The organism is Bacteroides sp. 214 (genome assembly GCF_010501015.1).
Taxonomy (GTDB): Bacteria; Bacteroidota; Bacteroidia; order Bacteroidales; family Bacteroidaceae; genus Bacteroides.
The window spans coordinates 35,254-60,930 of the sequence record NZ_QVML01000018.1 but is presented as its reverse complement, the minus strand read 5'-3'; the positions used below and the strand labels follow the sequence as shown (position 1 = coordinate 60,930).

Genomic DNA, 25,677 nt, shown 5'->3' with positions numbered 1-25,677 from the left:
GAATGACAACCTTTTTAGAATGAAAAGATATATTGCGACAACCTTTTTAGTAACAAGCAGTAAAAACTGACAACCACTTTCAGTATAAGTCACTTCACAACTGTGATGATATATCGTCACAATTGTGAAGAGATATCATCACATGGGTGAAGATATATCATCACATATGTGAAGAGATAAATAGGCTACTTTCAAAGTGACAACAATGCAGTGTTATAACAACAACAAAGCAGTGGAAAAGCTCTTGCTTCGCAGTGGTAAAAGCTGAACTTCAACTAGTTTCTTCTATAGAAAGAAGAAAGCACTTCCTCTTTCTTTCTTTTTCTCGTTTTTTTCTTAATTTTGTGTGCATTACTCATACACTATTAAAACTATTATGGCAAATTATTTACCTGATGTATCCAGAACTTTCGGCGAATATCTGCTTATTCCCGGTTTAACCACCAAAGAATGTGTTCCCTCTAATGTATCCTTGCGTACTCCGCTGGTAAAGCATACAAAAGGAGAGAAGCCTGCTATTGAGTTGAATATTCCTCTTGTATCGGCAATTATGCAATCTGTTTCGGGTCCCGACCTTGCCATTGAATTGGCGCGTAACGGAGGGCTTTCGTTTATTTTTGGCTCGCAACCTATTGCTTCGCAAGCCGAAATGGTACGTAAAGTAAAGAAATTCAAAGCCGGGTTTGTTGTGAGTGATTCCAACCTTACTCCTCAGCATACCCTTGCGGATGTAGAAGCACTTGTAAAGAGAACCGGACATTCTACTATAGGCATTACAGAAGATGGTACGGCAAATGGCAAACTCCTTGGTATTGTTACCAGTCGCGACTATCGTTTGGATAAAGATGCTTCGACGAAGCTCGTCAAAGATTTTATGACCCCATTCGCACAGCTTGTTGTAGGCGAAGCAGGCATCACACTATCCGAAGCCAATGAAATTATTTGGCAACATAAGTTAAATACACTTCCTGTTATAGATAAGGAGCAACGACTGCTTTATTTTGTTTTTCGCAAAGATTACGATAGCCACAAAGAGAACCCTAATGAGCTATCGGGCGCGGATAAAAAACTGCTTGTAGGAGCAGGTATCAATACGCGCGATTACAAAGAGCGTGTTCCTGCATTGGTCGAAGCAGGGGTAGATGTGCTTTGCATTGACTCTTCCGATGGCTACTCCGAATGGCAACAGGAAACTCTACACTGGATAAAGAAAACCTATCAAGGAAAAGTTCTTGTTGGCGCAGGCAATGTGGTGGATAAAGAAGGCTTTGACTACCTTGTAGCAGCCGGAGCCGATTTTATAAAAGTAGGTATTGGCGGTGGCTCTATCTGTATAACCCGCGAACAAAAAGGTATTGGTCGCGGACAAGCCACTGCTCTTATTGATGTTGCCAAAGCGCGTGCCGAGCACCTTGCAAAGACCGGAAAATACATTCCTATTTGTAGTGACGGAGGTTTGGTACACGATTATCACATGGTGCTTGCGCTGGCTATGGGTGCCGACTTCCTGATGATGGGACGTTACTTCGCCCGCTTTGACGAATCGCCCACGCAACTACTGAAGATTGGCAATAGCTACGTAAAGGAATATTGGGGTGAAGGTTCCAACCGCGCACAAAACTGGCAACGTTATGATATGGGTGGCACGGAGAACCTTAAGTTCGAAGAAGGAGTAGATAGCTATGTACCTTATGCAGGTAAGATGAAAGATAATCTTAACCTGACACTTGGGAAGATAAAGGCAACCATGTGTAGCTGTGGAGCCATTGCGATAAAACAATTACAAAATCACGCAAAGGTTACATTGGTATCATCCACAAGTATTGTAGAGGGTGGGGCACACGATGTAATTCTTAAAGATAAAGGATAGCTTTTGACGTATATAAATTTCCTAAAGGATGGAACTCTGTGTTAGATAGTCGTTGTTATCAGCGTATATGTAAAGCAGGCTTCCGTCCTTTATTTCATTAATAATCTTCTTGCAAACTTTTAGAGGCAACGCGGGGCAACCCAAACTTCTGCCAAGTCTTCCCGATGAAGATATAACCGAAGGATCGGAATAGGACGCACCGTGCATCACTATGGCCCGTTCGCGTGCTTTGTCATTAATTCCTTTTTCAAGACCTTCCAGTACTAATGAGTACCCATTCTTCCCGTTATATGTATTCATTGTCAGGTAAAACCCTAACGAACTCTTAAATGAACCGCTTTTATTGGAAAAAGATGTTGCATACAAGCTTCCGCTGTTTCGTCCATGCGAAACAATGGATGTGTAGAGTACTTTTTTTTGTTTTACATCAAATACATAGAGCCTCTCTTCGGAAGAAGGTTTACTGAAATCTATTAAGGTAAGAATCTCTTTTTTCTTTTCACAAATCTTTTTGTAACCAATCATGGCTTGTTCAAAAGCAGTATAATTGACTACTCCCGTCAAGTTCATTTCTGTAAATAAGGCTTGTATCTCTGACGTTTCGTTGGAAATAGTCAACACTTCCGACCCATTAATCATCTGCCGGTTGGTATGGATTAGCAGCAATAAAACTAAAAATAGCAAGAATCTTCGCATCATAAAATCATCATTAGTTGCGACAAAAGTAAAAATAATCTGTATACGAAAAAGTTAAATACGTATTATTTAGGTGTTTAGTGTCAGATTCTTAAATTCTATTAGTACTTTTGGAGATTTTATAAAACGACAAATATGGAGAAACGAGTAGAAAGAGCTGCCGAACTGTATGAAAGCGGCTATAATTGTTCGCAAGCAGTTACCGCTGCCTTTGCTGATATGTATGGTTTCAGCGAGGAACAAGCCTTACGAATGTCGGCTTCCTTTGGCGGAGGTATTGGTCAGATGCGAAAAACTTGCGGTGCGGCATGTGGCATGTTTATCCTTGCCGGATTAGAAACAGGCACAACAATCGCTAATGATAAAAAAGGTAAGGCGGAAAATTATATGGTCGTTCAAGATTTGGCGGACGAATTCATAGCCCGAAACGGTGCACTTAGCTGTGGCGATTTGCGTTCCTTGCCCGAAGAAGTGTCAATAAATGCCTCAACAGAAACAGGAGTTAAGCCGTGTTACAAAAAAAGACCTTGCAAAGAAATTGTTATTGAATCGGCTAGAATATGGATAGATTTCTTGTCGAAAAGGAGGAATTAATCTCTTTTTTATACTTCTTTAATGAAATAACTTGCTGTAAATATGTTATATAACATAAAACATCTATCTTTGCAGCCGAAAGGTCTGTAATGAATAATTCTATATGCAGACCAATATGTCAAACAAAAACCTTTAAACGGAAATGAAAGAAAAAGCAGGCGAAATTGCAGGCAAAATCTGGGTGGCTCTTAACGAGACAGAAGGATTGACAGCAAAGCAACTGAAGAAAGCTACTAAAGTTTCAGCTGAAAAAGACTTATATCTTGGTCTTGGTTGGTTGCTAAGAGAAGATAAGGTAACTGTTAGCGAAGTAGAAGGAGAACTTTTCATAAAGTTAGCCTAACCTAAACAGAATCTTTGGAAACAAAAAAAGCGCGTTGGTGCAATGTAACATTGCTATCAACGCGCTTTTTTTTAGAAGCTGTTTTGAATTAGCTCGTTCTTTTATTAGTGCTATTAAAGAAAAAGCGAAATCATCTTATAGTAATTATTCTGTGGAAATTCAAAACAGCTTCTTATCTTTGTCGGAAGTATCACTTTATTTAATCAAAACATGAGAAAATTACTATTACTGACCGTTCCTTTTTTTGTTTGGGCATGTAGCTCGACCCAAAAAGAAGAAGCGCTAACATGGTCGCAAAAGATGGTTGAATCGCACGGACTTGTCGATTTCTATTGCAACAGACACCATCAGGCAGAGTTGGGTACTACCGGATGGGATTATGTTTCCGGACTTGTTGCCAATTCTGTATTACAAGCATGGACTCTGTATCCTGAAAAAACAGAGTATTACGACGCTGTGAAGGCGTTTGCCGACTTTAGTACTAACGAAGACGGAACTATGATATTAAACACTAAAGGTGAAACCGCCCTTCGGAAAGATAATATTGATGACCTTCCTGCCGGACGTATTTACTTCACCTTATATAAAGAGGAGATGAAGAGAGGTAATACGAAAGATGCCGAACGTTATAAAACAGCGGCAAATTTAATTCGTAATACACTTAAATACAATCATGCGCGCATTGCTGAAGGATTACCCGGTACAGGTGGTTTTTATCACAAAGCCAGTTACCCTAATCAAATGTGGTTGGATGGCCTTTACATGGGTTCGACAACTTATGCCGATTGGCAAAATGCTTTTGGCAAAGAAGATGAGGCAGACAACGTAGAAAGCTGGAGTGATATAGCGCTGCAGTTCAAAACTCTTCACCATTATACCTATAATGCCGAAAAACAATTGAACTATCATGCATGGTCGGCGAATCCGAAAGATGAAAATTCTTTTTGGGCAAATCAAACCGAGCCTTTCTTGGGAGCAAGCAAAGAGTTTTGGGGTCGCGGTATGGGATGGTATTTTGCTGCACTGGTTGATGTTTTAGAGTTTATGCCGAAAGATCATGCCGATTATGAAGCTGTGTTGGCCATCTATAATGAAGTAGCCGCCGGATTGAAACGTTGGCAAGATCAAGAGTCAGGTGCGTGGTATCAACTTCTACAATACGATGCTACTGTGGCAGCCGATGGAAAAGGAGATATTATAAATGGCGAAACTTACAACGTAGGCACAGCTTCTAACTATTTAGAAGCTTCTTGTTCGTGCATCTTTACTTATGCTTATCTTAAAGGTATCAGACTTGGATTACTCGACAAAACCATCTACGAACCTGTTGCCGAAAAGGCTTATAAAGGCTTATTGAACACCTTTATTCGTGAAAATGAAACAGGAACGCACATTGTACAAAGTTGCGCTTCAGCAGGTTTAGGACCAGCCAAAAATCTTTCGCGTACAGGTACCATTAACTACTACCTCTGCGGTAAGGATATTACTGTTGTTGAGAATGAAGGAAAGGCTATCGGAACCTTCATCATGGCGTCAGTAGAGTATGAAAGAAGGAGTAAATAATTGCAAAAGATCTCTGTGAAGACCCTGTGAAGGATAAAAGAGGGGGTCTTCACAGACAACTTACTCATAACCATTTACTTACAGCGATATGTGAAGGTGAAGACCTACAACAGCTTATTACATCTCTGTATACACAAACAAAAAAGCGACTTACAATAAGGTCGCTTTTTTGTTTATAGCCACTTTTTTGAAAAAAACACTATCTTTGCACCCTATAATATAAAATTGGATGAAGAATATACGTAACTTTTGCATTATTGCCCATATTGACCACGGAAAATCAACACTGGCCGACCGTTTGTTAGAGTTTACAAAGACCATTCAGGTTACTGGTGGGCAAATGTTGGATGATATGGATTTGGAGAAAGAGCGGGGAATTACTATTAAAAGTCACGCCATTCAAATGGAATATACTTATAATGGAGAGAAGTATATTCTAAATTTAATTGACACTCCGGGACATGTGGACTTCTCGTACGAAGTTTCTCGTTCTATTGCCGCCTGTGAGGGCGCATTGCTTATCGTAGATTCCACACAAGGGGTACAGGCGCAAACGATTTCTAATTTATACATGGCCATCGAGCACGATCTCGAAATCATCCCTATTGTAAACAAGTGCGACATGATAAACTCCATGCCCGAAGAGGTCGAGGATGAAATCATTGAGCTGTTGGGTTGCAAACGCGAAGAAATTATTCGCGCTTCTGGCAAAACAGGAATGGGTATTGAGGAGATTCTGGCTGCTGTTATTGAGCGAGTACCACAACCCAAAGGAGATGAAGAAGAACCACTTCAAGCATTAATATTTGACTCAGTCTTCAACTCTTTCCGAGGGATAATTGCTTACTTTAAGATAGTAAATGGTGTGATACGCACAGGCGATAAAGTGAAGTTTATTAATACAGGCAAGGAGTACGACGCGGATGAAATAGGGGTGTTGAAAATGCAAATGATGCCCAAGAAGGAACTACGCGCAGGAGATGTGGGTTATATTATTTCGGGAATCAAAACTTCGAAAGAGGTAAAAGTGGGTGATACCATTACGCATATTTCACGACCAGCCAAAGAGGCTATTTCTGGTTTTGAAGAGGTTAAACCCATGGTGTTTGCAGGTGTTTATCCTATTGAGGCCGAAGACTATGAGAACCTTCGCTCTTCCTTGGAAAAACTTAAATTGAATGATGCTTCGTTAACTTTCCAACCAGAAAGTTCACTTGCATTGGGCTTTGGTTTCCGTTGCGGATTCTTAGGACTGCTGCATATGGAAATTATACAAGAACGTTTGGATCGTGAGTTTGACATGAATGTAATCACTACCGTTCCTAACGTATCCTACCAAATATATGATAAGCACGGAGAAATGACCGAGATACACAACCCCGGTGGAATGCCCGATGCAACGCTTATTGATCATATTGAAGAACCTTATATTAAAGCATCTGTCATTACTGCTACTGATTATATCGGACCAATAATGACCCTATGCTTAGGAAAACGCGGTGAGTTACTGAAACAAGAATACATATCGGGCAATCGCGTAGAAATATATTACAGCATGCCACTTGGCGAAATTGTAATCGATTTCTATGATAAGCTTAAAAGTATTTCAAAAGGGTATGCTTCGTTTGATTATCACATGGAAGGATTCCGTCCATCAAAGCTTATTAAGTTGGATATCTTATTGAATGGCGAACCGGTGGATGCACTTTCTACATTAACACATATAGACAATGCATACGACTTTGGTCGCCGTATGTGCGAAAAGCTCAAAGAGCTGATACCAAGACAGCAATTTGATATAGCGATTCAGGCTGCGATTGGCTCTAAAATCATATCTCGCGAAACAATTAAAGCTGTACGAAAAGACGTAACAGCAAAATGCTATGGTGGTGATATTAGTCGTAAGCGGAAGCTACTCGAAAAACAAAAAAAGGGAAAGAAGCGTATGAAGCAAATAGGTAATGTGGAAGTTCCGCAAAAAGCTTTCCTTGCAGTGTTGAAGCTTGATTAAAAATAAAATCTCATAACTAAAAAAGAAATAATATGGCATTTCTAAGTCCGCGAAGACGTTTAACCACCATGAATATAATGGGTAGTGTTTTACTTTTCTTAGCAGCATTACTCGCTGCCGTATTAGCGAATTCACCACTTGCTCACTATTATCACGATTTCCTAGCTCTGGAGATGGCGTTGCAGATAGGAGAGTTTAACCTATTTTCGCACGGTGGCCATCCGCTCACTGTGTTTGAGTTTATAAACGATGGGTTAATGGCTGTTTTCTTCTTCTCAGTAGGGCTTGAAATAAAACGCGAACTACTTGTAGGTGAGTTATCCTCGTTCCGTAAGGCATCCTTACCATTTATAGCTGCTTGTGGTGGGATGATTGTTCCGGTATTAATTTACTCTTTGATTTGTACGCCCGGCACACCGGGAAGTGAGGGGCTAGCTATTCCGATGGCAACGGATATAGCCTTTTCACTGGGTGTGTTAAGTTTACTAGGACAACGCGTTCCACTTTGTTTGAAGGTATTCCTGACTGCTTTTGCTGTTGTAGATGATATTGGCGGCATATTGGTTATCGCTATATTCTATAGTAATCACATTGCCGTTTCCTATCTACTTTGGGCAGCATTGATTTTTGCCGTATTATATTTCTTGGGACGTAGTAGGGTTGTTCCAAAGATGCTTTTTGTATTGGGTGGCGTTATTGCATGGTACTTGTTTTTACAAGCGGGTATACATAGTACAATCGCAGGTGTGATATTAGCGTTTGTAATTCCAGCTCGTCCGCGACTGAATAGTGGAAAGTATATCGAGCGTATCCGTCGCGTAATTAATACTTTCCCTACCATGAATGATGAAAGTATTGTGCTTACCAATCAACAAATAGCAAAATTAAAGCGTGTGGAGTCGGCTTCGGACAGAGTCATAAGTACGCTTCAATCTCTGGAAGACAACTTGCATGGCATGGTTGCTTTCTTAGTACTTCCATTATTTGCCTTTGCTAATGCCGGTGTTGTGTTAGGTGGCGGTGAGGGAGAACTAATAGGACCAGTAGCTATTAGTATAGCAGCAGGGCTTATAATTGGTAAGTTTATCGGAATATTTAGCTTTACCTGGATGGCTATTAAATCAAAATTGGTACCTATGCCCATTGGCATGAATTGGAAGAATCTTGCTGGAGTATCGCTATTAGGAGGTATTGGCTTTACGGTTTCACTCTTTATTGCGAATCTTTCGTTTGGCAATACAAATCCGGAGTTCCTTAATCAAGCTAAATTTGGAGTCTTAACAGGTTCTGTAATAGCGGGTATATTGGGTTATACAGTGTTACACTACGTATTATCTAAGAAACAATAACAAGACAACAGTTGTTAATCGGCCATTTTCTTTAATTCTTTGAAATGGTCGATTAGTTTCACATAATCACGGTCGCAACAGAAGTCAAATTTATCCCACAAGTCCTCCATAATTACGGCACCACCAAATCCAAAATCTTTTATTTCCAATAAATTATCTACAGTAACGCCACCGAAGGCCATAACCTCTGTATCAATAACATCCTTTTTTACAGCTTCACGCAATTCTTCGGGAGTATACCTTCCAAAATTTCTGCCGTCGGAGTCAATATCATATACAGGCTTCAGAAATACATAATCATAAAAGTGTTTCTTTCGTGCCAATTCTTCGAGCGAACGGCAGGAGCAACTTACATGGCCGGCGTAATCATATGGTTCTTTTGGGTTTCGCGCATTGAGATGAATACCCATTAAATGAAATTCTTCTTTGAGGTAGAAGTGTTCGTGTGTAACAATTCGCTTATGGTATTTTTCGGGAATAAGCGTAAGCAGTCTTTCCGAGAACATCGCCGATGTTTCAGGTTTTCTGAGATGAAGAATATCCAACCCCTCTTCAAAAAGAACTGTAATAATCTTATCTTCTTCTACAAAGAAAGTCGGACTTGTTGTTACAATTAATTTCATTTGGCTTCCCTATATAAAACAAAGGTACTCATTTGGCGGTTGGTTGGCATATCTTTAAAGTGAAATTATGTTATGATAGTTTCTTTAAGACAATTCTGGCACAAGCTTTTACGGCACTTGCATGGTTGTTTAGATTCTCATTTTCCAGATAGATACGTAGTTCGGGTAGCAGTTCAGGCTCTTTTATACACAATATATAAGCTATTTTTATGTATAAAGATTGTGCGGCAATGCTTTCATTGGGAGAAAACATGCGCACTAAACAGTAGTTTAATAACGGAATAGAGATAGGTTCTTTTACTGGGATATTGCGGATAATAGATAGCCAAAGACGTCTAACTCCACTGTGCGTACAAGCAAATAGCCGTTTTTCGATATCATCTGCTTTGGGTGTAAACCATTCAGGATGTATTCGTGAGAGATGGTCGCACGCCCAAGCAGCCCTCCACGAAACTTTTTCTTCGCTATCTTGTGTGAGTTGGTAGAGGATTTCTACTTCATCGGGATTTTTGATTGCTGATTCAATTATTTTGTCTAGGAATTTTCTTCCGAGCGGTTCGGATAATTGTTTACGAAGAAGGATGGTTTTGTTCATAGCCTCTTATAATTAATGATGCAAATAAACAAAATAATTCGATGTTCAAGATGATTTTGGTGGTTTTTATTGTATGTGTTCTTCTGTTATTAGAAAACCAGCTTTCTAGGTAGAGATAATGAATAAAGCCAAATAAAAAATCTTTCATTGGTGTTTTTTACATTTATTGTTTATATTTACACAATAAATGATAACAATTTATATATAAATACTAATGAGTAATTATTAAACTATTATGAGAATACACATTAAAACTACTCCAAGCATCGGGATTGTACCCTACGATTACCAACAACGTCTTATTGGTGTGTTACACAAATGGTTGGGAGAAAACAATTTACACGACCTTATATCCTTGTACTCATATTCATGGCTTATGAATGGGGAAGGCAAAGGCAAAGAAGGTCTTTCTTTTAATAAAGGTTCAGAATGGTTCATCTCTTTTTATGATGACACCTACTTGAAAAAGATTATAGACACTATATTAAAACATCCCGAAGTGTTTGGTGGAATGAAAGTAAAAGAGGTATTCATCCAAGAAAACCCCGACTTTACCAACCAAGAGGTATTTCAACTGGCCAGTCCTATACTTATAAAAAGGAACATAACTGAAGATTTTGAAAAACACTATACTTTCAATGACGAAGAATCCAATGCCCTAATGAAAGAAACTCTGCTACATAAAATGAAGGAAGCAGGCCTGGAGCAAGACGATACCCTGGAAATAGCCTTTGATTTGTCTTACCACAAACGAAAAACAAAGAAGGTAAATATTCACGGAATCGGGAATATTGCCAATTACTGCCCGGTGATTATAAAAGGGAAGCCGGAGACGAAGCTTTTTGCATGGCAGGTGGGACTGGGAAATTGCACGGGGAGTGGGTTTGGGAGTTTGAAGTAAAAGAATTCCTGTTGGAAACAGCAACTTCCGGTTCCCATAACCAGAAGTTAATTTCAAGAAGATGGTGCGATTAACATGGAGTACTTTACTATTTCAATTCCAACTCCTCTCGAAATCGCCCAAAGATACAAAGAATACTCCAAAAGATATATCTATATTAAAAAACTTTAAAACGCATACTAATAACATGTAATACTTTACTTGGATAACTATATTTGCAGCAAATAAATAAACAGTATGCAAACTAAAAAAGATAATATAATGCCTGAATTAAACACATGGTTCACCCACCCCACCGGTGACCCGTTTTCTGACATAGGTGGCTACGTCATTAAAACGTTGCATCAAAGATTCCCGGATAAAGATATTCTTGGATTGATTGAGTATGTTACAAAAATCTACGTTGATAAGTGGAAAGCAAAAATCAACCCTTTCTTTCTGAATTCCAAAGTAACTCAGCCTGCATTTAATGCGCAAAAGAAGATTGAAGAAACGCAGAAATATTTCGCGGCACTACTTAATGGCACAGAGAAAAATGATAAAGGCTTTTGCAGGATTACAGGACAGGAAACCTTATTATTTGCAGCAGGAAGAGACAACTCCATTCTTTCTGGTTCAAGTACATTCGTGAATTTCCATCATACTTTTGACGGTGGAATCATGCTTTCAAAAGAGGCTATCATTCGATTTCATTTTGTTCCGTTGGGTTGTGTCTACCTATTAGGAAAAATTGCTTTGATACACAGTAATAATCAGGAAATAACAGAGTTCTTTGCTCAAACAAACTGTAATTTGAATTTAGATGCAATTGCCAAAGGTGCATCTGAAGGCATATTAAGGTCGCCTTGCAAATCGCCAGGGACAGCTCTATTCCGATTTGTCGAGAAAATAGTTCTTGACACCAAAAAGGAACTTGGACAGGTGATTCGCGTTCATTCAAACAACTCGATGACCCTTTATCATTTCACTAATTTTGGGGCAAGTCCTGAAGTCTCAATTTATCAAGTACCAGCCAAAGTCTTCGATTTTCATAGAGCAATGCAAACCTCTTCGCTAAAAAAAGATTGGGCTGATTTTGTTAATTCACATTATAGAAGTAGTGAATATAAAAAAGCTCAATACCAAAAAGAAACACGGAGATATGAATGGGAGCAAAAAGGGGGAAAAGGCTTTATAGAAGAATCTGATTACCAGAATTGGAGTAACCCCATCTACGATAAACTAATTGAAGATCGGTCAATACTAAGAAGCTTCATGTATTGGAGTGTGGAAAATAAACTTAATTTCAATATTGTAGAAATCTATCAACAATATATACGTAACATGAAAAAGGAAACAATTGCTAAAATTCAGGAGATGGCGGAATTTATTCTTAATGCCAATGATGAGCAAGGTGTAGTGAAGTCTATTAAAGCCTTAAACAATGCCAAAAGCTCGTATCTACTGAGAAGGTTTATTATTAATGACATTGTAATAAAGTATTCTAAAGAAAATGAAGGTATCCTTCTAACTGTAGAAGATTATACCGAATACCTATTCCCCGATTCAAGCTCTTGGCAAGAAACCAGGGATGTTTTATTGATAGCTATTTTTCAGAAAATACATGAACGAAAAATAAAAATCGAAAAAGAAGAATTAATAACTGAAGAAACCGAATAAAAAAACAATTAGACATGGAAAACATGGTAGTACAAGGATTTGTCCTTCTGGACGTAGACGTTGTGGCACTTAACAACGCAGGGAAAAGCACTAATACGCTTAATGATAACGGAGTAGCCACAAAAACCATTATTAAGAATGGGAGAAGGTATGTATATGTATCGGGACAGGCATGGAGATATTGGTGGCGAGAAGCCTTACAGAAAAATCAAGCATGGAAACTTTCACCTATAACTCGTGAGGCTAAAATTGCATTTACCAACGCCAACCCTATTGAATTTGCCGATGATGACATGTTTGGCTATATGCGCGCTGCAACCGAAAAAATAAAAGATGAAAAAGGCAAAGAGAAGAGCATGAACATTACCGTTACCAGAACTTCACCGCTTAAAAACTCGGCCATAGTTTCGGTTGCATCAACATTTCCGGTAGAAAATTGGTCGAGCATGTCGCGCCAAGAAGGAGAGGCCGTTCCGTACTTCAAACAGGAGTATAGCGCTATTATGAAAGGAATGTTTAGCTTAGATGCAAATATGGTAGGCACATTCTCTAATTATAATAGAACGGGTTACATGAACCTATCGCAAAAACTTCGCGAAGAAGCCATTTCAAAAGGGGCTATAGAAATAGAGGATCCTTTTGTAGAAAAACAAAAGCTGATTCGACTGCCTAAGGAGGTTCGTGAAAAAAGAATCATTGATACCATTCAAGCATTGAAATATATTTCTGGGGGGGCCATGCAAACCAATAATATGGGAGATGTTACTCCTAAATTTATTATTTTGGCTACCACCAATACCGGCAATCATCCTTTTAGCCATGTTGCAAAATCTAAAGGAGACCGAGATGATGTGGCTTGCCTTGATATAGAAGGAATCAGAGAGGTGCTTAATGAGTATAGAGATACTTTTATTGGCAAAGTTTTCATAGGCAAACGCACTGGCTTTATGGACGACCATTCTGATAGCTTGAAAGCATTAGCTAATGAATATGAAGGCTTAGTTATATATGGAGCCGTTAATGAAATGATTGATGCTTATTGTGCACAAGTTCAAACTCAATTAAGTTAAGATGGAAGTGTTCCGAATTAAGATAAGTTCGTGGACCTCAAGCTTTAGATATCCGAATATTATTTCCGGATTTCAACCAACGCTAGAAGTCCCTCCCATATCTACTGTATTGGGGCTTATCAATGCGTGTTCGGGTAAGTATTTAATGCATCATTCTTTTATGATAGGTTATTATTTCACCTATCAAGCAAAATCGGTAGACTTAGAAACTATTTATCAAATAGAAAACGACAGTAAAGGAGTTCCGAAAAATCAGGTTAAATCCAATGTTATTCGACGAGAGTTTCTTTATGATTGTCAGCTCTATATTTACATAAAAGACGAACAAATAGCAGGCTATTTTCGGAATCCGCATTACCAACTAACTTTAGGGCGGAGTAGTGACTTGGCTAGTATAGAGTCTATTGAGATAGTTGAATTGACAGAAAAAGAAGATGCGACACACATTGCCGGACAGGTAATCCCTATCAAAAAGCACCTATTGCCGGGTACATTGCAAGCTCTACCTGCGTATTTTAGTAATACTATTCCGCGAAAACCTTTATTGGTGGAACCTTATAGTGTTATTTCATGTCATAATCCTGTTAGGGATCCTCAAATGAAAATTTATGCTGATTCGGTTGAAGGAGATGAAATTGATATTTACTTTCATCAGATAACTGTGCCTAATGAATAATACAAATAAATTTCAGGTTCTGGCAAAATCAGAACCTGAAATTTCGCTTACTCAACATATTTGTGACTGTTTATGTATTTATGAGCAGCTAAGAAGGTGTATTCCAAACTTACCTTTGGTGGATAGGGATTTTTTTTGGAACTCACTGAAAAATTGCATTATACTACATGATACAGGAAAAGCACATCGGGAATTTCAACGGATGCTAAAGAATTTACATAATAAGTGGAATGGTCAGCGACATGAAATCTTCTCGGTCATACTTGCGAGTTGCATAAATTTAACTGAGAAAGAAAAAATATATATTCTACCTGTAATTTTGTGTCATCATAAATCTTTCGATGAATTATACTCACGAATAGAGTATGATTATAAGAATGAAGACGATTTTCTTCTTGATATTTTAACTGATTGTAAAACCAACTTCCGGGAAGAATTAAATCAAATAGACAAAAGAATAATCAGTGAAATACTTGGCGAATATGAAATCAAATTTCAAGATGAAGATTCCAATCTCAATATTCATACTTTTATAAATCAATTGAAAAGCAAAGTAATATTTAAGAGCAGCAATATTTCTGTTGAGTACCTGTTGCTTATTGGCGCATTGAAACAATGCGATCATTTAGCCTCAGCAGGCATCACTAAACTCAAACAACTCAATGAAGGGGATTTTAGTTTTACACATAAATTTCCACCACATTTTCATCAGAAAAGAGCATCAGAAACAGCAGGAAACATTATTCTTAAAAGTCCCACAGGTTCGGGTAAAACAGAAGCAGCCTTCCTGTGGGTAGAAAATGAGATAAAGAATCGGGGGCAAGGTCGAGTATTTTATGTATTGCCATTTACTGCTTCTATTAATGCAATGTACGAGCGCCTTAATCGTGAAGTATACGACAACAAAGTAGGTATGCTACATGGGAAAGTTACTCAATATCTTGACGCAAAGATGTCGGAAGATTCTAGTATTGAAGGAGTTACTTTGAACGAAGATTTCAAAACGTTAGTAACTCCCGTAAAAATAGTCACTCCTTTTCAACTACTAAAACATTTATTCGGATTAAAAGGCTATGAGAAAGGATTATTCGAGTGGGCAGGTGCTTATTTTATCTTTGACGAAATCCATGCTTACGAACCCAATGTTTTCGCGCAGATTGTGGCCTTATTAAAGTTTGCCATTCAGAAACTTCACGTACATGTTCTAGTCATGACAGCTACCTTGCCGCAATATTTGCATAAAGAACTAGAGGCGGCTTTAGGAAACCATGAATTCATTCAGGCTGACACAGCTTTGTATAATGAATTTATGCGACATCAAGTATTTATGTTACCCGGACTTTTATCTGATTCATTAAAGTGTATACAAAGAGTATTAGATATTGGAAAAGAAAAAGTCTTGATTGTATGCAATACAGTAGAGCAAGCACAGATTGTTTACAATGAACTGGATTGTACTAACAAAGTATTATTGCATGGACGGTTTAATAATAGAGATCGCGTAAAAAAAGAAAGAGAATTAAAGGGAGATTCTGTAAAATTGCTTGTAGGCACTCAGGCTATTGAGGTAAGTCTTGATATTGATTATGATATTATTTACACAGAACCAGCTCCGCTTGATGCTTTGATTCAACGTTTTGGAAGAGTAAACCGAAGAAGAAAAAAGGGTATTTCACCCTGCTATGTGTTTGTAGAAAGGAGTGAAAATGATAAATACATTTATAAAGAAGAAATAGTTCAAAACACAATAGAAATACTTAATCGTTGCATTCAAGAAGAAGATGGATTTGTAAAAGAGGCCAAATTACAAGAAATGATGGACTTTGTTTATCCTGATTGGCTGAAAGGCGACAGAGAAGAGTACAATCAAACTTTAGATTTACTAGAGTACTTCACTCAAAAAAGTTTAGTTCCATTTAGTGAGTATCCTGAACAAGAAGAGGAATTTTATAAACGGTTTGATGGAATAAAAGTGTTACCAGTTGAATTGATTGATGAATATCAAAATCTTCTAATTGAAAATCAATATGTTAGAGCTGAGGGATTGTTGGTCTCTATTAGAAAAGGACGTTTTGCCAGTCTTAGAAGTACTAATGAAATTTATAAGCAAAGATTTTGTTTTGAATCAAACAAATCTAAAGACCTATATGATAAATCCGTCTGGATTATAAAACGTGTCTATAGTGAGGAATTAGGACTTCAAATGAATATGTTTAAAGAAACAGATTCAGATAATCAATTATAAATAATATGCGCATCACCGGTACTCACTTCAACTATCTGTTTGTTTGTAAACGAAAACTATGGTTGTTTATAAACAACATCAACATGGAGCATACTTCAGACCTTGTTTATGAGGGTAAGTTGATTCATGAAAATAGTTATCAACAGCGTTCGTATAAATATGAAGAGATTGAGCTGGATGGTATCAAGGTTGATTTCTATGATACCAAAAACAAAATCATTCATGAAATTAAGAAGTCCAATAAAATTGAGGCAGCTCACGAATGGCAGTTAAAATACTACATATATGTATTCGAACGCAATGGAATAACAGGAGTATCGGGCATCTTAGAATATCCGTTGTTACGAAAAAAGGAAACGATTATCTTAAGCAGCATAGACAGGGAATCCATTCAGAAGATGGAAAAAGAGATTGAATCCATTGGAGAATCGGATACCTGTCCACCAATTGAGAAGACTAAGATTTGCAGAAACTGCAGTTATTTTGATTTTTGTTATAGTGGAGAGGAAGAATCATGAAGAAGACATTTTATTTGTTTAATCCGGGTGTGTTGGAGAGAAAAGACAATACACTTAAATTCACTCCGGTTTCGGAGGATGGAGATGGTAGAGAAAGAGATGGACAACCCCGTTATTTACCGGTCGAAGATATCAGCGAGTTTTACGTCTTTGGCTCTTTGCGAGCTAATAGTGCTTTATTCAACTTTCTCGGTCAGAAAGATATAGCGGTTCATTTCTTCGATTATTACGAAAACTACACCGGTTCTTTCATGCCTAAAGATTCGCTTCTTTCGGGAAGAATGCTGTTAGCGCAAACTTCCTTCTATCAAAACAAAAAGAAACGAATGGTTATTGCACAGAAATTCATAGAGGCTGCTGCGCACAATATGATTAAAAATCTTCAATATTATAACAGGCGTGGCAAGGATATGGAGGATATAATAAATATCATTAAAGAATATGCATCTAAAATATCCGAAACCACAGCTGTTGACGAACTCATGGGAATAGAGGGATTGATAAGGCAAAATTATTATCAGGCATTTAACCTTATTCTGGGAGAGTTTACTATGGGTGTTCGCACCAAACAGCCTCCTCAGAACGAGGTAAATGCTTTAATTTCATTTGGTAATATGATTTGCTACACAGTTTGCTTAAGGGCTATTCACCAAACTCAGCTAAATCCTACAATCAGTTTTCTTCATACCCCGGGCGAAAGACGATATTCTTTAGCCTTAGACGTGGCAGAAATATTTAAGCCTATTATTATTGATAAAGCCATCTTTAAAGTGCTTAACAAGAAGGAAATTCAAGAAAAGCACTTCGACAAGAAGCTCAATAGGTGCTTATTAAACGAATCGGGCAAAAAAATCTTCGTGAAAGCTATTGAGGATAAACTAACTGAAACAATCAAACACAAAACATTGAACCGTAGTGTTAGCTACCGTCATTTGGTGAAATTGGAATGCTACAAATTATCAAAGCATTTATTGAACATTGAAGAATATAAACCTCTTAAAATGTATTGGTAATTATGTATGTTGTTTTAGTTTATGATTTTGGCGAGAAACGGGTAGCCAAAATGCTCAAATTATGTCGCAAGTACCTTAATTGGATACAAAATTCAGTATTTGAGGGAGAAATTTCAGAAGTTCGTTTAAAAGAACTTGTATCTTTGGCTAAAGGTTTTATGAAAGAGAATGAGGATAGTATCATTATCTTCAAAGGTCGTCAGCAGAATTGGGTCGACAAGGAAATCATAGGAAAAGAACGAAGTAATATTGATGTTTTTCTATAGGTTGTGTTTGTCGATCCATGCTATAAAACTGATTGAGGATTGTTGTGGATTACAAAGTGGTCTTTGACGTATTGATTATCAATTTGTTAGATGTAATGTCGATCTTCTAGAGATTTATTGTTATTATGGGTCGACAGATTTTTTGAATAAAAACACCCTCTGTTTTGCAAATAAGTAACTGATTATCAAAGTGAAAAATATGGAATTTATAGGGGTCTTAATCGTACTGTTGTAGAATTGAAATACCGAACAACAATGCCGATTCTGATAGAGGACAACGTCTTAATCGTACTGTTGTAGAATTGAAATTTGACTTTTCCAAGCCATCCAATGCACCTTGCAATGTCTTAATCGTACTGTTGTAGAATTGAAATTTCCGCAAGATGTGCAAAAGTTGTTGCGTTGGCAGTGTCTTAATCGTACTGTTGTAGAATTGAAATAAAGACGGAAGAAAATGCAACCGCCCAAGTATCCATGTCTTAATCGTACTGTTGTAGAATTGAAATAGAAATCACATGAAGAAATTGCATCTTGTACGAAGGTCTTAATCGTACTGTTGTAGAATTGAAATGCAAAACATCCAATTCAAACAAGACAATCAAGGTGTCTTAATCGTACTGTTGTAGAATTGAAATATTCTTCCGTGGCTGCATTTTCATACCCTTGTCGGAGTCTTAATCGTACTGTTGTAGAATTGAAATCCATTCTTTCAATCCATTAAGTGTTACAAGCTGAGTCTTAATCGTACTGTTGTAGAATTGAAATAGCCTACAGGAATAAAGTATAATGTTACTGGATTAGTCTTAATCGTACTGTTGTAGAATTGAAATACTTATAAGGCGCTATATCTTCTTCGTCGAACTCGTCTTAATCGTACTGTTGTAGAATTGAAATACCTGCACACCGTTCTTGCCCACCATGGCATCAAGAGTCTTAATCGTACTGTTGTAGAATTGAAATACTATAAGCACAACGAGCACCGTGTAATACACTGGGTCTTAATCGTACTGTTGTAGAATTGAAATGATATTATAGGTTTCGGACTCGTCGAAACCAATGTGTCTTAATCGTACTGTTGTAGAATTGAAATGTTTACAAAGAAGCCTATCCAGACACTTCGGTAGCGTCTTAATCGTACTGTTGTAAAATACAATATAAGAAACGGAGTTTTTTCAATTATTGGAGATTGAAATACACCAATGCCTATCTTTCTCAAACAAAATTCTTTCTAAACTGCTATTTGTGCTTTTATACAAATGTATTGCTTTAACTTATTAAAGACTTGTTAATAAAAGCTATATAGAAACTTTTTATGTACCTTTGCGGCAAATTTAGAAAAGAACGAAGATATGGCCTTTACCAACAATGTAATGATTGTGCGCCACAAGTTGCTGGCGAAGCTTGTAAAGCTCTGGAAAGAAGAGCAGTTGACAGAGAAAATAGACCGTCTGCCAATTGAATTAACCCCCCGTCAGATGAAGGTTCACGGACGTTGCTGTGTGCATAAAGAACGCGCTGTGTGGAAATACAAGACTTTTCCTTTGCTTGGTTTTGATATGTCCGACGAGGTCGACGAACTTACACCACTTTCGGATTATGCAAAGAAAGCCCTCTCTCGTTCTACAAACGAAAAGGAGAACTTGATGTGTGTTATTGACGAGGCATGCTCATCGTGCGTGCAAGTGAATTACGAAATCACCAATCTTTGTCGTGGCTGCGTAGCTCGCAGCTGTTATCTCAATTGCCCCAAAGGTTCTATCCACTTCAACAAAAGCGGAAAAGCCGAAATAGATCATGATACCTGTATTTCGTGTGGTAAGTGTCATCAAAGCTGTCATTATCATGCCATTGTATATATGCCGGTTCCTTGTGAGGAAGCCTGTCCGGTAAAAGCTATTAAAAAGGATGAATATGGTATTGAAAGTATCGACGAATCCAAGTGCATCTATTGTGGCAAGTGCATTAACGCTTGTTCATTCGGTGCTATTTTTGAAATATCACAGGTCTTTGATGTGCTACAACGTATTCGCAATGGCAAGGAGGTAGTGGCTATTGTTGCTCCTTCTATAGCTTCACAATTTAAGGCTCCACTGGAACAAGTGTATGGCGCAATACGCAATATGGGTTTCTCGGATGTAGTGGAAGTAGCACAGGGAGCAATGGAAACAACCCGTTGTGAAAGCGAAGAGTTTATAGAAAAATTAAACGGCAAAGAACCATTTATGACCACCAGTTGCTGTCCGTCGTACATGCAATTGGTAGAAAAACATATTCCTGGTATGAAGAAATATGTTTCTTCTACACGTTCACCAATGTACTATACGGCTAAAGTGGTAAAAGAAAAATCGCCCGATGCTGTTGTGGTGTTCATAGGCCCGTGTGTGGCGAAACGTAAGGAAGTGAAAAATGACCCTTATACCGATTTTACCCTTACATTTGAGGAACTAGGCTCGATGTTGGCAGGTTTTGAAATAAACTTAGCAGATATGCAACCTTATTCTGTTTCTTTTGCCTCGAGTAAAGAAGCACATGGGTTTGCCAAAAGCGGTGGCGTTATTGAGGCAATCAAAGCTCAGCTTAATGGCAAAGATGTAAATGCCATACAAGTTGCCAACCTCACAAAGAAAAATGTGGCTTTATTACGTTCGTATGCCAAAGGTGGCAATGCCCCGGCGCAGTTCCTTGAAGTTATGGCGTGCGAAGGAGGCTGTGTTACCGGCCCCTGCACAAGAGTAGAGGCATCGGCAGCACAACAACAGCTGATGGAAGAATTGATGAAGATACGATAAAGTAACTGTAGCTTATTTTGCTACATTATTTATCGGTTTCCCAGCTTGATACGCTTCTATATTTTCCAGCATTACTTTCATTAAGCGCTGGCGCGAAGCATACGTAGCCCAAGCAATGTGTGGTGTGATATAACAATTCTTTGCGGTCAGCAACGGGTTGTCTGCTTTGGGTGGCTCTGTTGATAACACATCCAAACCGGCGGCATAAATAACTCCGTTGTTCAAGGCATCCGCAAGGTCTTGTTCATTGATAAGTTCACCGCGACCTGTATTAATGATAATAGCACTTGGCTTCATAGAAGCAAGGCGTTTGGCATTTACCATTTCTTTGGTAGCATCATTGAGGGGGACATTGAGTGTAATAATGTCACATTCATGGAATAATTGGTCTAACTCCATCTTTTTAATTTCGGGAGGGAGTTGTAAGCGCGATTTTGAGGTGTATGCCCATACTTTCATCCCAAATCCGAGGGCAACACGAGCTACGTTATAGCCAATCTGACCTAACCCAACAATACCTATTTTCTTTCCTAAGAGCTCAATAAGTGGTGTGTCGGTAAATGTAAAGTCCTGACTCTTCTCCCAACGACCTTGGTGTACTAAGTCCGAGTGATGTTTTACCTGCGAAGTTATATTGAGAATGTGTGCAAAGACTAATTGACCTACTGAAGGAGTGCTGTAAGCCGGTATGTTTGTTACGATGATTCCACGAGCTTTAGCTGCTTCTATATCCAGGACATTGTAGCCTGTGGCAAGTACACCGATATATTTCAAATCGGGTAGGGCGTTGATGAACTCTGCAGGGAGTCCGGTCTTATTGGTTAGAACTATTTCTGCACCGGCAGCGCGTTGCAGAACCTCTTCGGGGGCAGTGCGATCGTATATTTCACATTCGCCCAACTGTTTTAATTCATCCCATGACAGGTCACCCGGATTGAGGGTAAAACCATCTAAAACAACAATTTTCATAGACTAAATTTATTATTTATTATATTTCTCGCCCCATAACATTTTCATTCGCTCAGTGAGTTTATCCTCAGCAGGATTACCTTGCGGCATCCATATCCGGTTGTTTTTTAGTTCATCGGGCAGATATTGTTGGTTCACAAAATTTCCTTCGTAGCTATGCGCGTATTTATATTCTTGTCCATATCCTAGCTGCTTCATCAATTTAGTAGGTGCATTGCGTAAATGAAGTGGCACAGGAAGATTACCCGTTTGGCGTACCAACTCAATGGCTGCATCTACTGCCATGTAGGCAGAGTTGCTTTTCGGACTTGTGGCTAAGTAAATAGTGGTTTGTGCAAGCGTAATACGCCCTTCGGGCCAACCAATTTTCATCAATGTGTCAAAACAAGCATTTGCAAGTAAAAGAGCATTAGGGTTGGCTAGTCCAATATCTTCGGAAGCAGAAATAACCAATCGGCGAGCAATAAAGGCAGGGTCTTCACCACCTTCGACCATGCGTGCCAACCAATAAATGGCACCATCAGGGTCGCTACCACGAATAGATTTGATAAAGGCAGAGATGATATCATAGTGCATTTCTCCATCCTTATCATACGCTAAGGGGTTTTGCTGAAGGCGTTCGGTTACGATGTCGTCGGTAATAACAACCGTGTCGGCACTATCCGATTCAACAACCAGTTCTAATATATTCAGCAGTTTGCGGGCATCTCCTCCCGAAAAACGAAGAATAGCATTTGTTTCTTTTAATTCGATACTTCGCTCTTTGAGAACCACGTCTGTTTTAATAGCGCGATTAAGTAATTCAAGCAAATCCTCTTTTTCGAGAGATTTGAGCACATAAAGCTGACTACGTGAAAGTAACGGACGAATAACCTCAAATGAAGGGTTTTCTGTTGTTGCACCAATTAAGGTAACAACCCCTTTTTCTACTGCGCCTAACAAAGAATCTTGTTGAGATTTGCTGAAACGGTGTATTTCGTCAATAAAAAGAATAGGGCTTGCTTGCGAAAAAAAACGGTTACTCTTTGCTTTTTCAATCACCTCACGCACATCCTTTACACCCGAAGTTACAGCACTCAGCGTATAAAAAGGTGTTTCAAGTTTATTGGCGATGATGTTTGCAAGTGTTGTTTTACCCACACCCGGAGGTCCCCACAAGATAAATGAGGATATACGCCCCGAATCAATCATCTTACGCAAGATAGCACCCGGACCCACCAAGTGTTTTTGTCCGATATATTCGTCCAGCGTATTGGGTCTAAGTCTTTCTGCCAGTGGTTTTGTCATAGCATATATGATTTCGTTAGAATATCATCTGAATCATGAAGCGTATGCCGTGCTTGTTGATACCGGGATTGTCGAGGTAGGTCAATCTGCGCACATACTCCACATGAATCAGCTTAAAGATATTGTATATACCAACACTCGCTTCCATATAAGGAGTCTTGGGATCCATAACAAAACTGGTATATTCGCCATCGCGCATTGGGAAAAGGAATAAGTCTCCATCTCCCGGATTTTTGAACGGATTATTCTTGTTCGACAAATCGCCCCATAATGCCTTGAAACGAAAGGCTTCTCTCCATTTTAGTTTTTTAAGTAATGGTATGCGATTAAAAAGTTTGCCATTCATGTCATAATTAAAAGAGATAGAAGCATAGCGGTCGTTCATAAACTCCATATTGTTAATGAGGTTGAACGTCTCTTTCTGTGTAATGTATGAGAGGTTAGCTGCAGGAAGTATCAGTAATGGATGCGGTACTTTATCCCATTGAACACCCGCTTTTACGAAAACATCTACTTTTCCCCACGATGAAAGCCAAAATCGCTTCCAAATACTTGCTTCGGTAAGGTTGAAGTTGTAATCACCACCAAAAACATCTTTCACACCCATTGTGTACGAAAGTGTATAAATAGGTGCGTCGAGTGATACAGGACGACGACGCTGTTTGGTGTTGATAAAGGTCTCACCCGGAGCATAGCGTAGCACTACACCCAATTCAGTAGTTGAAATGTCATTGATTATAGTTTGTGCATCATCATTCTTTATATACTCTAGTCTTCCTGCGGGTTCGTCGTTGCGTAAACGTGCTGTTGCTACTACAGAAAATCCGGAGTTTGTTTCTAATTCGTACTTCACCGAAGCATCGCGGATATAAGACATTTGATCTACTTTGGTTGCTTTCATAGAGACAAACATATTGTCTTTATCGGTAGCTAAATATTTATCCATAGGCGACATTACGTCATAACGGTAACCAACAGACAAGTTGTGTCGTGGAAATTCCCATGGGAAGAATTCGCGTTTGTCGAAAGAGTAGGTGAGTTCAGCCTCATATTTCCAACGCTCATCTTTAAGACCATATGCCGCGTATCCTTTCAAGAACCAGTTTGGATTCAGCTTAGCAGTAGTTTGTCCACTTAATCTAAAACGTGTGCCGTCAACAAAATTGCTGGAATAAATCGTATTAATAGGGCCAAAGTCAAATTTACTAGGGTTCCCCGTCTCCACAAAATTCTCAATTAATGCTTTTGCACCAAAGATGATAAATTTGAAACCGGGTATTTGTTGTAAGTGATTTACAAATAAATCCATCGAACTTTCTGTTTCGGTAAGTGGAACTTGCCGTGCCTGTGCCCAGAATTCGTCGCTTTTATTGAGCATATCTGCTTCTTTAATAACAGTTCCACGCAGCCTGAATAGCCGTGCTTCAATGGGCTCAAATTCATAATTGGTATATTTGGTGGTACGTCGTACCTGTACACCTGTGTTCGCTCCAAATATTGTCATATCCACTACCATGTCATCGTCAGTCAACACCCAGTTGCCATTAGGTAGTTGGGTGAATTCCTGCGTAATGTCTAAGTTTTCCACAAAGTTCACACCAGTTTTCTTGGGTAGGTTCATCGTGCATTTTTTCACAGCATAAGTAGAATCTTTTAAAACATAAAGATGTCCGGTAAAACCAAAGTCTTGTGAATTGGCAGGAACAAAGCTCAAATGTACACATTCATTCCTGTCTACCATAACTGTATCCATAAGATAGTAGTGATAGAAAGAAATACCCGAATTAGAGATGGGACTAACAAAACGTTGTTGCAATAGGCGAATGTCATTATCGTAAATATTCACATCAGAGAATACATCGGTAAGAACAGTTCCCATCATACCTCCGGTAGAGAATAGCTCTTCAATACCATTAGAATTCATTCCTTTAATTATCGACTTTTCGCTGTGCGGATCCTTGCGGTAAATTGTTTGTGAGGCTGTTTCTTGTACGGAGATAGGGAGAATTTTCTTTTGGCTTTCGGGAGAAACTTCAACTTGTTCTTTCATAAAGGAGAGTTTCTTGAAAAGCCCCTCAGTAAACATTTCGTCGGTAACGTTGTTTATTGAGGTTTTCATTTTCTGATACTTATCGTACTGGTAATAATCGTTTTCCTCGAGATTTTGAGCTTTCTTATTAGCAATAACTTTGCGCATAAACTCCACTGCAGGGTTATCTTTGCGAGAATAGCGTTCGCGTTTTGGTTTAATAACCACCTCACTCAACATGTATGAGTCCTCAGACATCTTAATATTAAGAAATTTCGTGTCGGGTGTTATCTTAACAACCTTTGTGTTGTAACCTACTGCCGAGAATGTTAGCTCGTTCCATCCTTTACGAGTCTCAACAGTGAACTCTCCCTTTACATTGGAAACCGACCCCACACCTTTTCCTTCATAGAACACAGAAATATACATGAGTGGCTCGTTGGTTATTGAATCTGTTATTACTCCTTTGATTTGGGAGTATGCCTGATTACTAAAAAGAACTACAAACAGTAATATGATGAATTTGCAATACGTTCTTGCCATAATATTTTAAACATAAGGTGACAAAGTTAATAATTAACAGTCGAATTGTTTACTAATATAGTCTAAGA

Annotated in this window: 21 protein-coding genes and 1 CRISPR repeat array; of the genes, 15 read left to right on the top strand and 6 right to left on the bottom strand. The window is 38.5% G+C overall.

Translation table 11 applies throughout. From position 1 onward, the window contains the following. Positions 1-376 precede the first annotated feature (376 nt). A complete protein-coding gene (locus D0T50_RS11935) occupies positions 377-1,870 on the top strand; it encodes an IMP dehydrogenase (RefSeq protein ID WP_163223758.1) in 1,494 nt (497 codons plus the stop codon). A 21-nt stretch (positions 1,871-1,891) separates the two neighbouring features. Here D0T50_RS11935 and D0T50_RS11930 read toward each other — a convergent pair whose 3' ends face one another. Beyond that, positions 1,892-2,569, bottom strand: a complete 678-nt coding sequence (locus D0T50_RS11930; protein ID WP_163223757.1) for a murein L,D-transpeptidase catalytic domain family protein — start codon at positions 2,567-2,569, stop codon at positions 1,892-1,894. Positions 2,570-2,701: 132 nt separating this feature from the next. On the opposite strand from D0T50_RS11930, the gene D0T50_RS11925 reads away from it, so the two are divergent. The 5 genes from D0T50_RS11925 (at position 2,702) to nhaA (ending at position 8,426) form a co-directional block, all read left to right on the top strand. Then, positions 2,702-3,160, top strand: a complete 459-nt coding sequence (locus tag D0T50_RS11925; protein ID WP_163223756.1) for a C-GCAxxG-C-C family protein — start codon at positions 2,702-2,704, stop codon at positions 3,158-3,160. Positions 3,161-3,302: 142 nt separating this feature from the next. Continuing rightward, positions 3,303-3,503: a winged helix-turn-helix domain-containing protein gene (locus tag D0T50_RS11920; RefSeq protein ID WP_163223755.1), complete on the top strand. Its 201-nt coding sequence runs from the start codon at positions 3,303-3,305 to the stop codon at positions 3,501-3,503. Between the two features lie 210 nt (positions 3,504-3,713). Continuing rightward, a complete protein-coding gene (locus D0T50_RS11915; protein WP_239058264.1) occupies positions 3,714-5,066 on the top strand; it encodes a glycoside hydrolase family 105 protein in 1,353 nt (450 codons plus the stop codon). Between the two features lie 229 nt (positions 5,067-5,295). Next, a complete protein-coding gene (lepA, locus tag D0T50_RS11910; RefSeq protein ID WP_163223754.1) occupies positions 5,296-7,077 on the top strand; it encodes a translation elongation factor 4 in 1,782 nt (593 codons plus the stop codon). Positions 7,078-7,109: 32 nt separating this feature from the next. Then, complete coding sequence (nhaA, locus tag D0T50_RS11905) at positions 7,110-8,426, top strand: Na+/H+ antiporter NhaA (protein WP_239058263.1); 1,317 nt, start codon at positions 7,110-7,112, stop codon at positions 8,424-8,426. A 14-nt stretch (positions 8,427-8,440) separates the two neighbouring features. Here nhaA and D0T50_RS11900 read toward each other — a convergent pair whose 3' ends face one another. After that, complete coding sequence (locus D0T50_RS11900) at positions 8,441-9,049, bottom strand: thiamine phosphate synthase (protein ID WP_163223753.1); 609 nt, start codon at positions 9,047-9,049, stop codon at positions 8,441-8,443. Positions 9,050-9,119: 70 nt separating this feature from the next. Continuing rightward, a complete protein-coding gene (locus D0T50_RS11895; protein ID WP_163223752.1) occupies positions 9,120-9,644 on the bottom strand; it encodes a hypothetical protein in 525 nt (174 codons plus the stop codon). 235 nt (positions 9,645-9,879) lie between these two features. On the opposite strand from D0T50_RS11895, the gene cas6 reads away from it, so the two are divergent. The 9 genes from cas6 to D0T50_RS11850 all read left to right on the top strand — a co-directional run bounded on the left by cas6 (position 9,880) and on the right by D0T50_RS11850 (position 20,781). Beyond that, positions 9,880-10,545, top strand: a complete 666-nt coding sequence (gene cas6, locus D0T50_RS11890; RefSeq protein ID WP_163223751.1) for a CRISPR-associated endoribonuclease Cas6 — start codon at positions 9,880-9,882, stop codon at positions 10,543-10,545. A gap of 237 nt (positions 10,546-10,782) precedes the next feature. Next, entirely contained in the window at positions 10,783-12,204 is a 1,422-nt protein-coding gene (gene cas8a1, locus D0T50_RS11885; RefSeq protein WP_203558236.1) for a type I-B CRISPR-associated protein Cas8b1/Cst1, read from the top strand. Positions 12,205-12,218: 14 nt separating this feature from the next. Continuing rightward, complete coding sequence (cas7i, locus tag D0T50_RS11880) at positions 12,219-13,274, top strand: type I-B CRISPR-associated protein Cas7/Cst2/DevR (protein WP_163223750.1); 1,056 nt, start codon at positions 12,219-12,221, stop codon at positions 13,272-13,274. Position 13,275: 1 nt separating this feature from the next. Next, on the top strand, positions 13,276-13,950 hold the full coding sequence (cas5b, locus tag D0T50_RS11875) for a type I-B CRISPR-associated protein Cas5b (RefSeq protein WP_163223749.1): 675 nt from the start codon (positions 13,276-13,278) through the stop codon (positions 13,948-13,950). After that, positions 13,943-16,195: a CRISPR-associated helicase Cas3' gene (cas3, locus tag D0T50_RS11870; protein ID WP_163223748.1), complete on the top strand. Its 2,253-nt coding sequence runs from the start codon at positions 13,943-13,945 to the stop codon at positions 16,193-16,195. The genes cas5b and cas3 overlap by 8 nt, the downstream gene beginning before the upstream one ends. A gap of 5 nt (positions 16,196-16,200) precedes the next feature. Further along, complete coding sequence (gene cas4, locus D0T50_RS11865; protein WP_163223747.1) at positions 16,201-16,713, top strand: CRISPR-associated protein Cas4; 513 nt, start codon at positions 16,201-16,203, stop codon at positions 16,711-16,713. Next, complete coding sequence (cas1b, locus tag D0T50_RS11860; RefSeq protein WP_163223746.1) at positions 16,710-17,726, top strand: type I-B CRISPR-associated endonuclease Cas1b; 1,017 nt, start codon at positions 16,710-16,712, stop codon at positions 17,724-17,726. Before cas4 ends, cas1b begins: the two co-directional genes overlap by 4 nt. A gap of 2 nt (positions 17,727-17,728) precedes the next feature. Then, positions 17,729-17,992, top strand: coding sequence for a CRISPR-associated endonuclease Cas2 (cas2, locus tag D0T50_RS11855; protein ID WP_163223745.1), 264 nt, complete (start codon positions 17,729-17,731; stop codon positions 17,990-17,992). Between the two features lie 214 nt (positions 17,993-18,206). Further along, positions 18,207-19,147: a CRISPR direct-repeat array (repeat unit 30 nt; unit sequence GTCTTAATCGTACTGTTGTAGAATTGAAAT). A 194-nt stretch (positions 19,148-19,341) separates the two neighbouring features. Continuing rightward, a complete protein-coding gene (locus tag D0T50_RS11850) occupies positions 19,342-20,781 on the top strand; it encodes a monomeric [FeFe] hydrogenase (protein WP_163223744.1) in 1,440 nt (479 codons plus the stop codon). 12 nt (positions 20,782-20,793) lie between these two features. Here the strand turns inward: D0T50_RS11850 and D0T50_RS11845 are convergent, their stop codons facing one another. The 3 genes from D0T50_RS11845 to D0T50_RS11835 are packed head-to-tail and all read right to left on the bottom strand — an operon-like array spanning position 20,794 to position 25,609. After that, positions 20,794-21,750: a D-2-hydroxyacid dehydrogenase gene (locus tag D0T50_RS11845; protein ID WP_163223743.1), complete on the bottom strand. Its 957-nt coding sequence runs from the start codon at positions 21,748-21,750 to the stop codon at positions 20,794-20,796. Positions 21,751-21,762: 12 nt separating this feature from the next. Further along, positions 21,763-23,037: a replication-associated recombination protein A gene (locus D0T50_RS11840; RefSeq protein WP_163223742.1), complete on the bottom strand. Its 1,275-nt coding sequence runs from the start codon at positions 23,035-23,037 to the stop codon at positions 21,763-21,765. A 16-nt stretch (positions 23,038-23,053) separates the two neighbouring features. Next, positions 23,054-25,609, bottom strand: a complete 2,556-nt coding sequence (locus tag D0T50_RS11835) for a DUF5686 and carboxypeptidase-like regulatory domain-containing protein (RefSeq protein WP_163223741.1) — start codon at positions 25,607-25,609, stop codon at positions 23,054-23,056. Between the last annotated feature and the right edge of the window lie 68 nt (positions 25,610-25,677).

Bases quoted from the DNA above. Each gene is read 5' to 3' on its own strand.
- nhaA (WP_239058263.1), top strand. From the start codon at position 7,110: ATGGCATTTCTAAGTCCGCGAAGACGTTTAACCACCATGAATATAATG.
- cas2 (WP_163223745.1), top strand. From the start codon at position 17,729: ATGTATGTTGTTTTAGTTTATGATTTTGGCGAGAAACGGGTAGCCAAA.
- D0T50_RS11895 (WP_163223752.1), bottom strand. From the start codon at position 9,644: ATGAACAAAACCATCCTTCTTCGTAAACAATTATCCGAACCGCTCGGA.
- D0T50_RS11835 (WP_163223741.1), bottom strand. From the start codon at position 25,609: ATGGCAAGAACGTATTGCAAATTCATCATATTACTGTTTGTAGTTCTT.
- D0T50_RS11920 (WP_163223755.1), top strand. From the start codon at position 3,303: ATGAAAGAAAAAGCAGGCGAAATTGCAGGCAAAATCTGGGTGGCTCTT.
- D0T50_RS11840 (WP_163223742.1), bottom strand. From the start codon at position 23,037: ATGACAAAACCACTGGCAGAAAGACTTAGACCCAATACGCTGGACGAA.
- cas6 (WP_163223751.1), top strand. From the start codon at position 9,880: ATGAGAATACACATTAAAACTACTCCAAGCATCGGGATTGTACCCTAC.
- cas3 (WP_163223748.1), top strand. From the start codon at position 13,943: ATGAATAATACAAATAAATTTCAGGTTCTGGCAAAATCAGAACCTGAA.
- D0T50_RS11850 (WP_163223744.1), top strand. From the start codon at position 19,342: ATGGCCTTTACCAACAATGTAATGATTGTGCGCCACAAGTTGCTGGCG.
- D0T50_RS11915 (WP_239058264.1), top strand. From the start codon at position 3,714: ATGAGAAAATTACTATTACTGACCGTTCCTTTTTTTGTTTGGGCATGT.
- D0T50_RS11900 (WP_163223753.1), bottom strand. From the start codon at position 9,049: ATGAAATTAATTGTAACAACAAGTCCGACTTTCTTTGTAGAAGAAGAT.
- D0T50_RS11925 (WP_163223756.1), top strand. From the start codon at position 2,702: ATGGAGAAACGAGTAGAAAGAGCTGCCGAACTGTATGAAAGCGGCTAT.
- D0T50_RS11935 (WP_163223758.1), top strand. From the start codon at position 377: ATGGCAAATTATTTACCTGATGTATCCAGAACTTTCGGCGAATATCTG.
- cas1b (WP_163223746.1), top strand. From the start codon at position 16,710: ATGAAGAAGACATTTTATTTGTTTAATCCGGGTGTGTTGGAGAGAAAA.
- cas7i (WP_163223750.1), top strand. From the start codon at position 12,219: ATGGAAAACATGGTAGTACAAGGATTTGTCCTTCTGGACGTAGACGTT.
- cas4 (WP_163223747.1), top strand. From the start codon at position 16,201: ATGCGCATCACCGGTACTCACTTCAACTATCTGTTTGTTTGTAAACGA.
- D0T50_RS11845 (WP_163223743.1), bottom strand. From the start codon at position 21,750: ATGAAAATTGTTGTTTTAGATGGTTTTACCCTCAATCCGGGTGACCTG.
- lepA (WP_163223754.1), top strand. From the start codon at position 5,296: ATGAAGAATATACGTAACTTTTGCATTATTGCCCATATTGACCACGGA.
- cas8a1 (WP_203558236.1), top strand. From the start codon at position 10,783: ATGCAAACTAAAAAAGATAATATAATGCCTGAATTAAACACATGGTTC.
- cas5b (WP_163223749.1), top strand. From the start codon at position 13,276: ATGGAAGTGTTCCGAATTAAGATAAGTTCGTGGACCTCAAGCTTTAGA.
- D0T50_RS11930 (WP_163223757.1), bottom strand. From the start codon at position 2,569: ATGATGCGAAGATTCTTGCTATTTTTAGTTTTATTGCTGCTAATCCAT.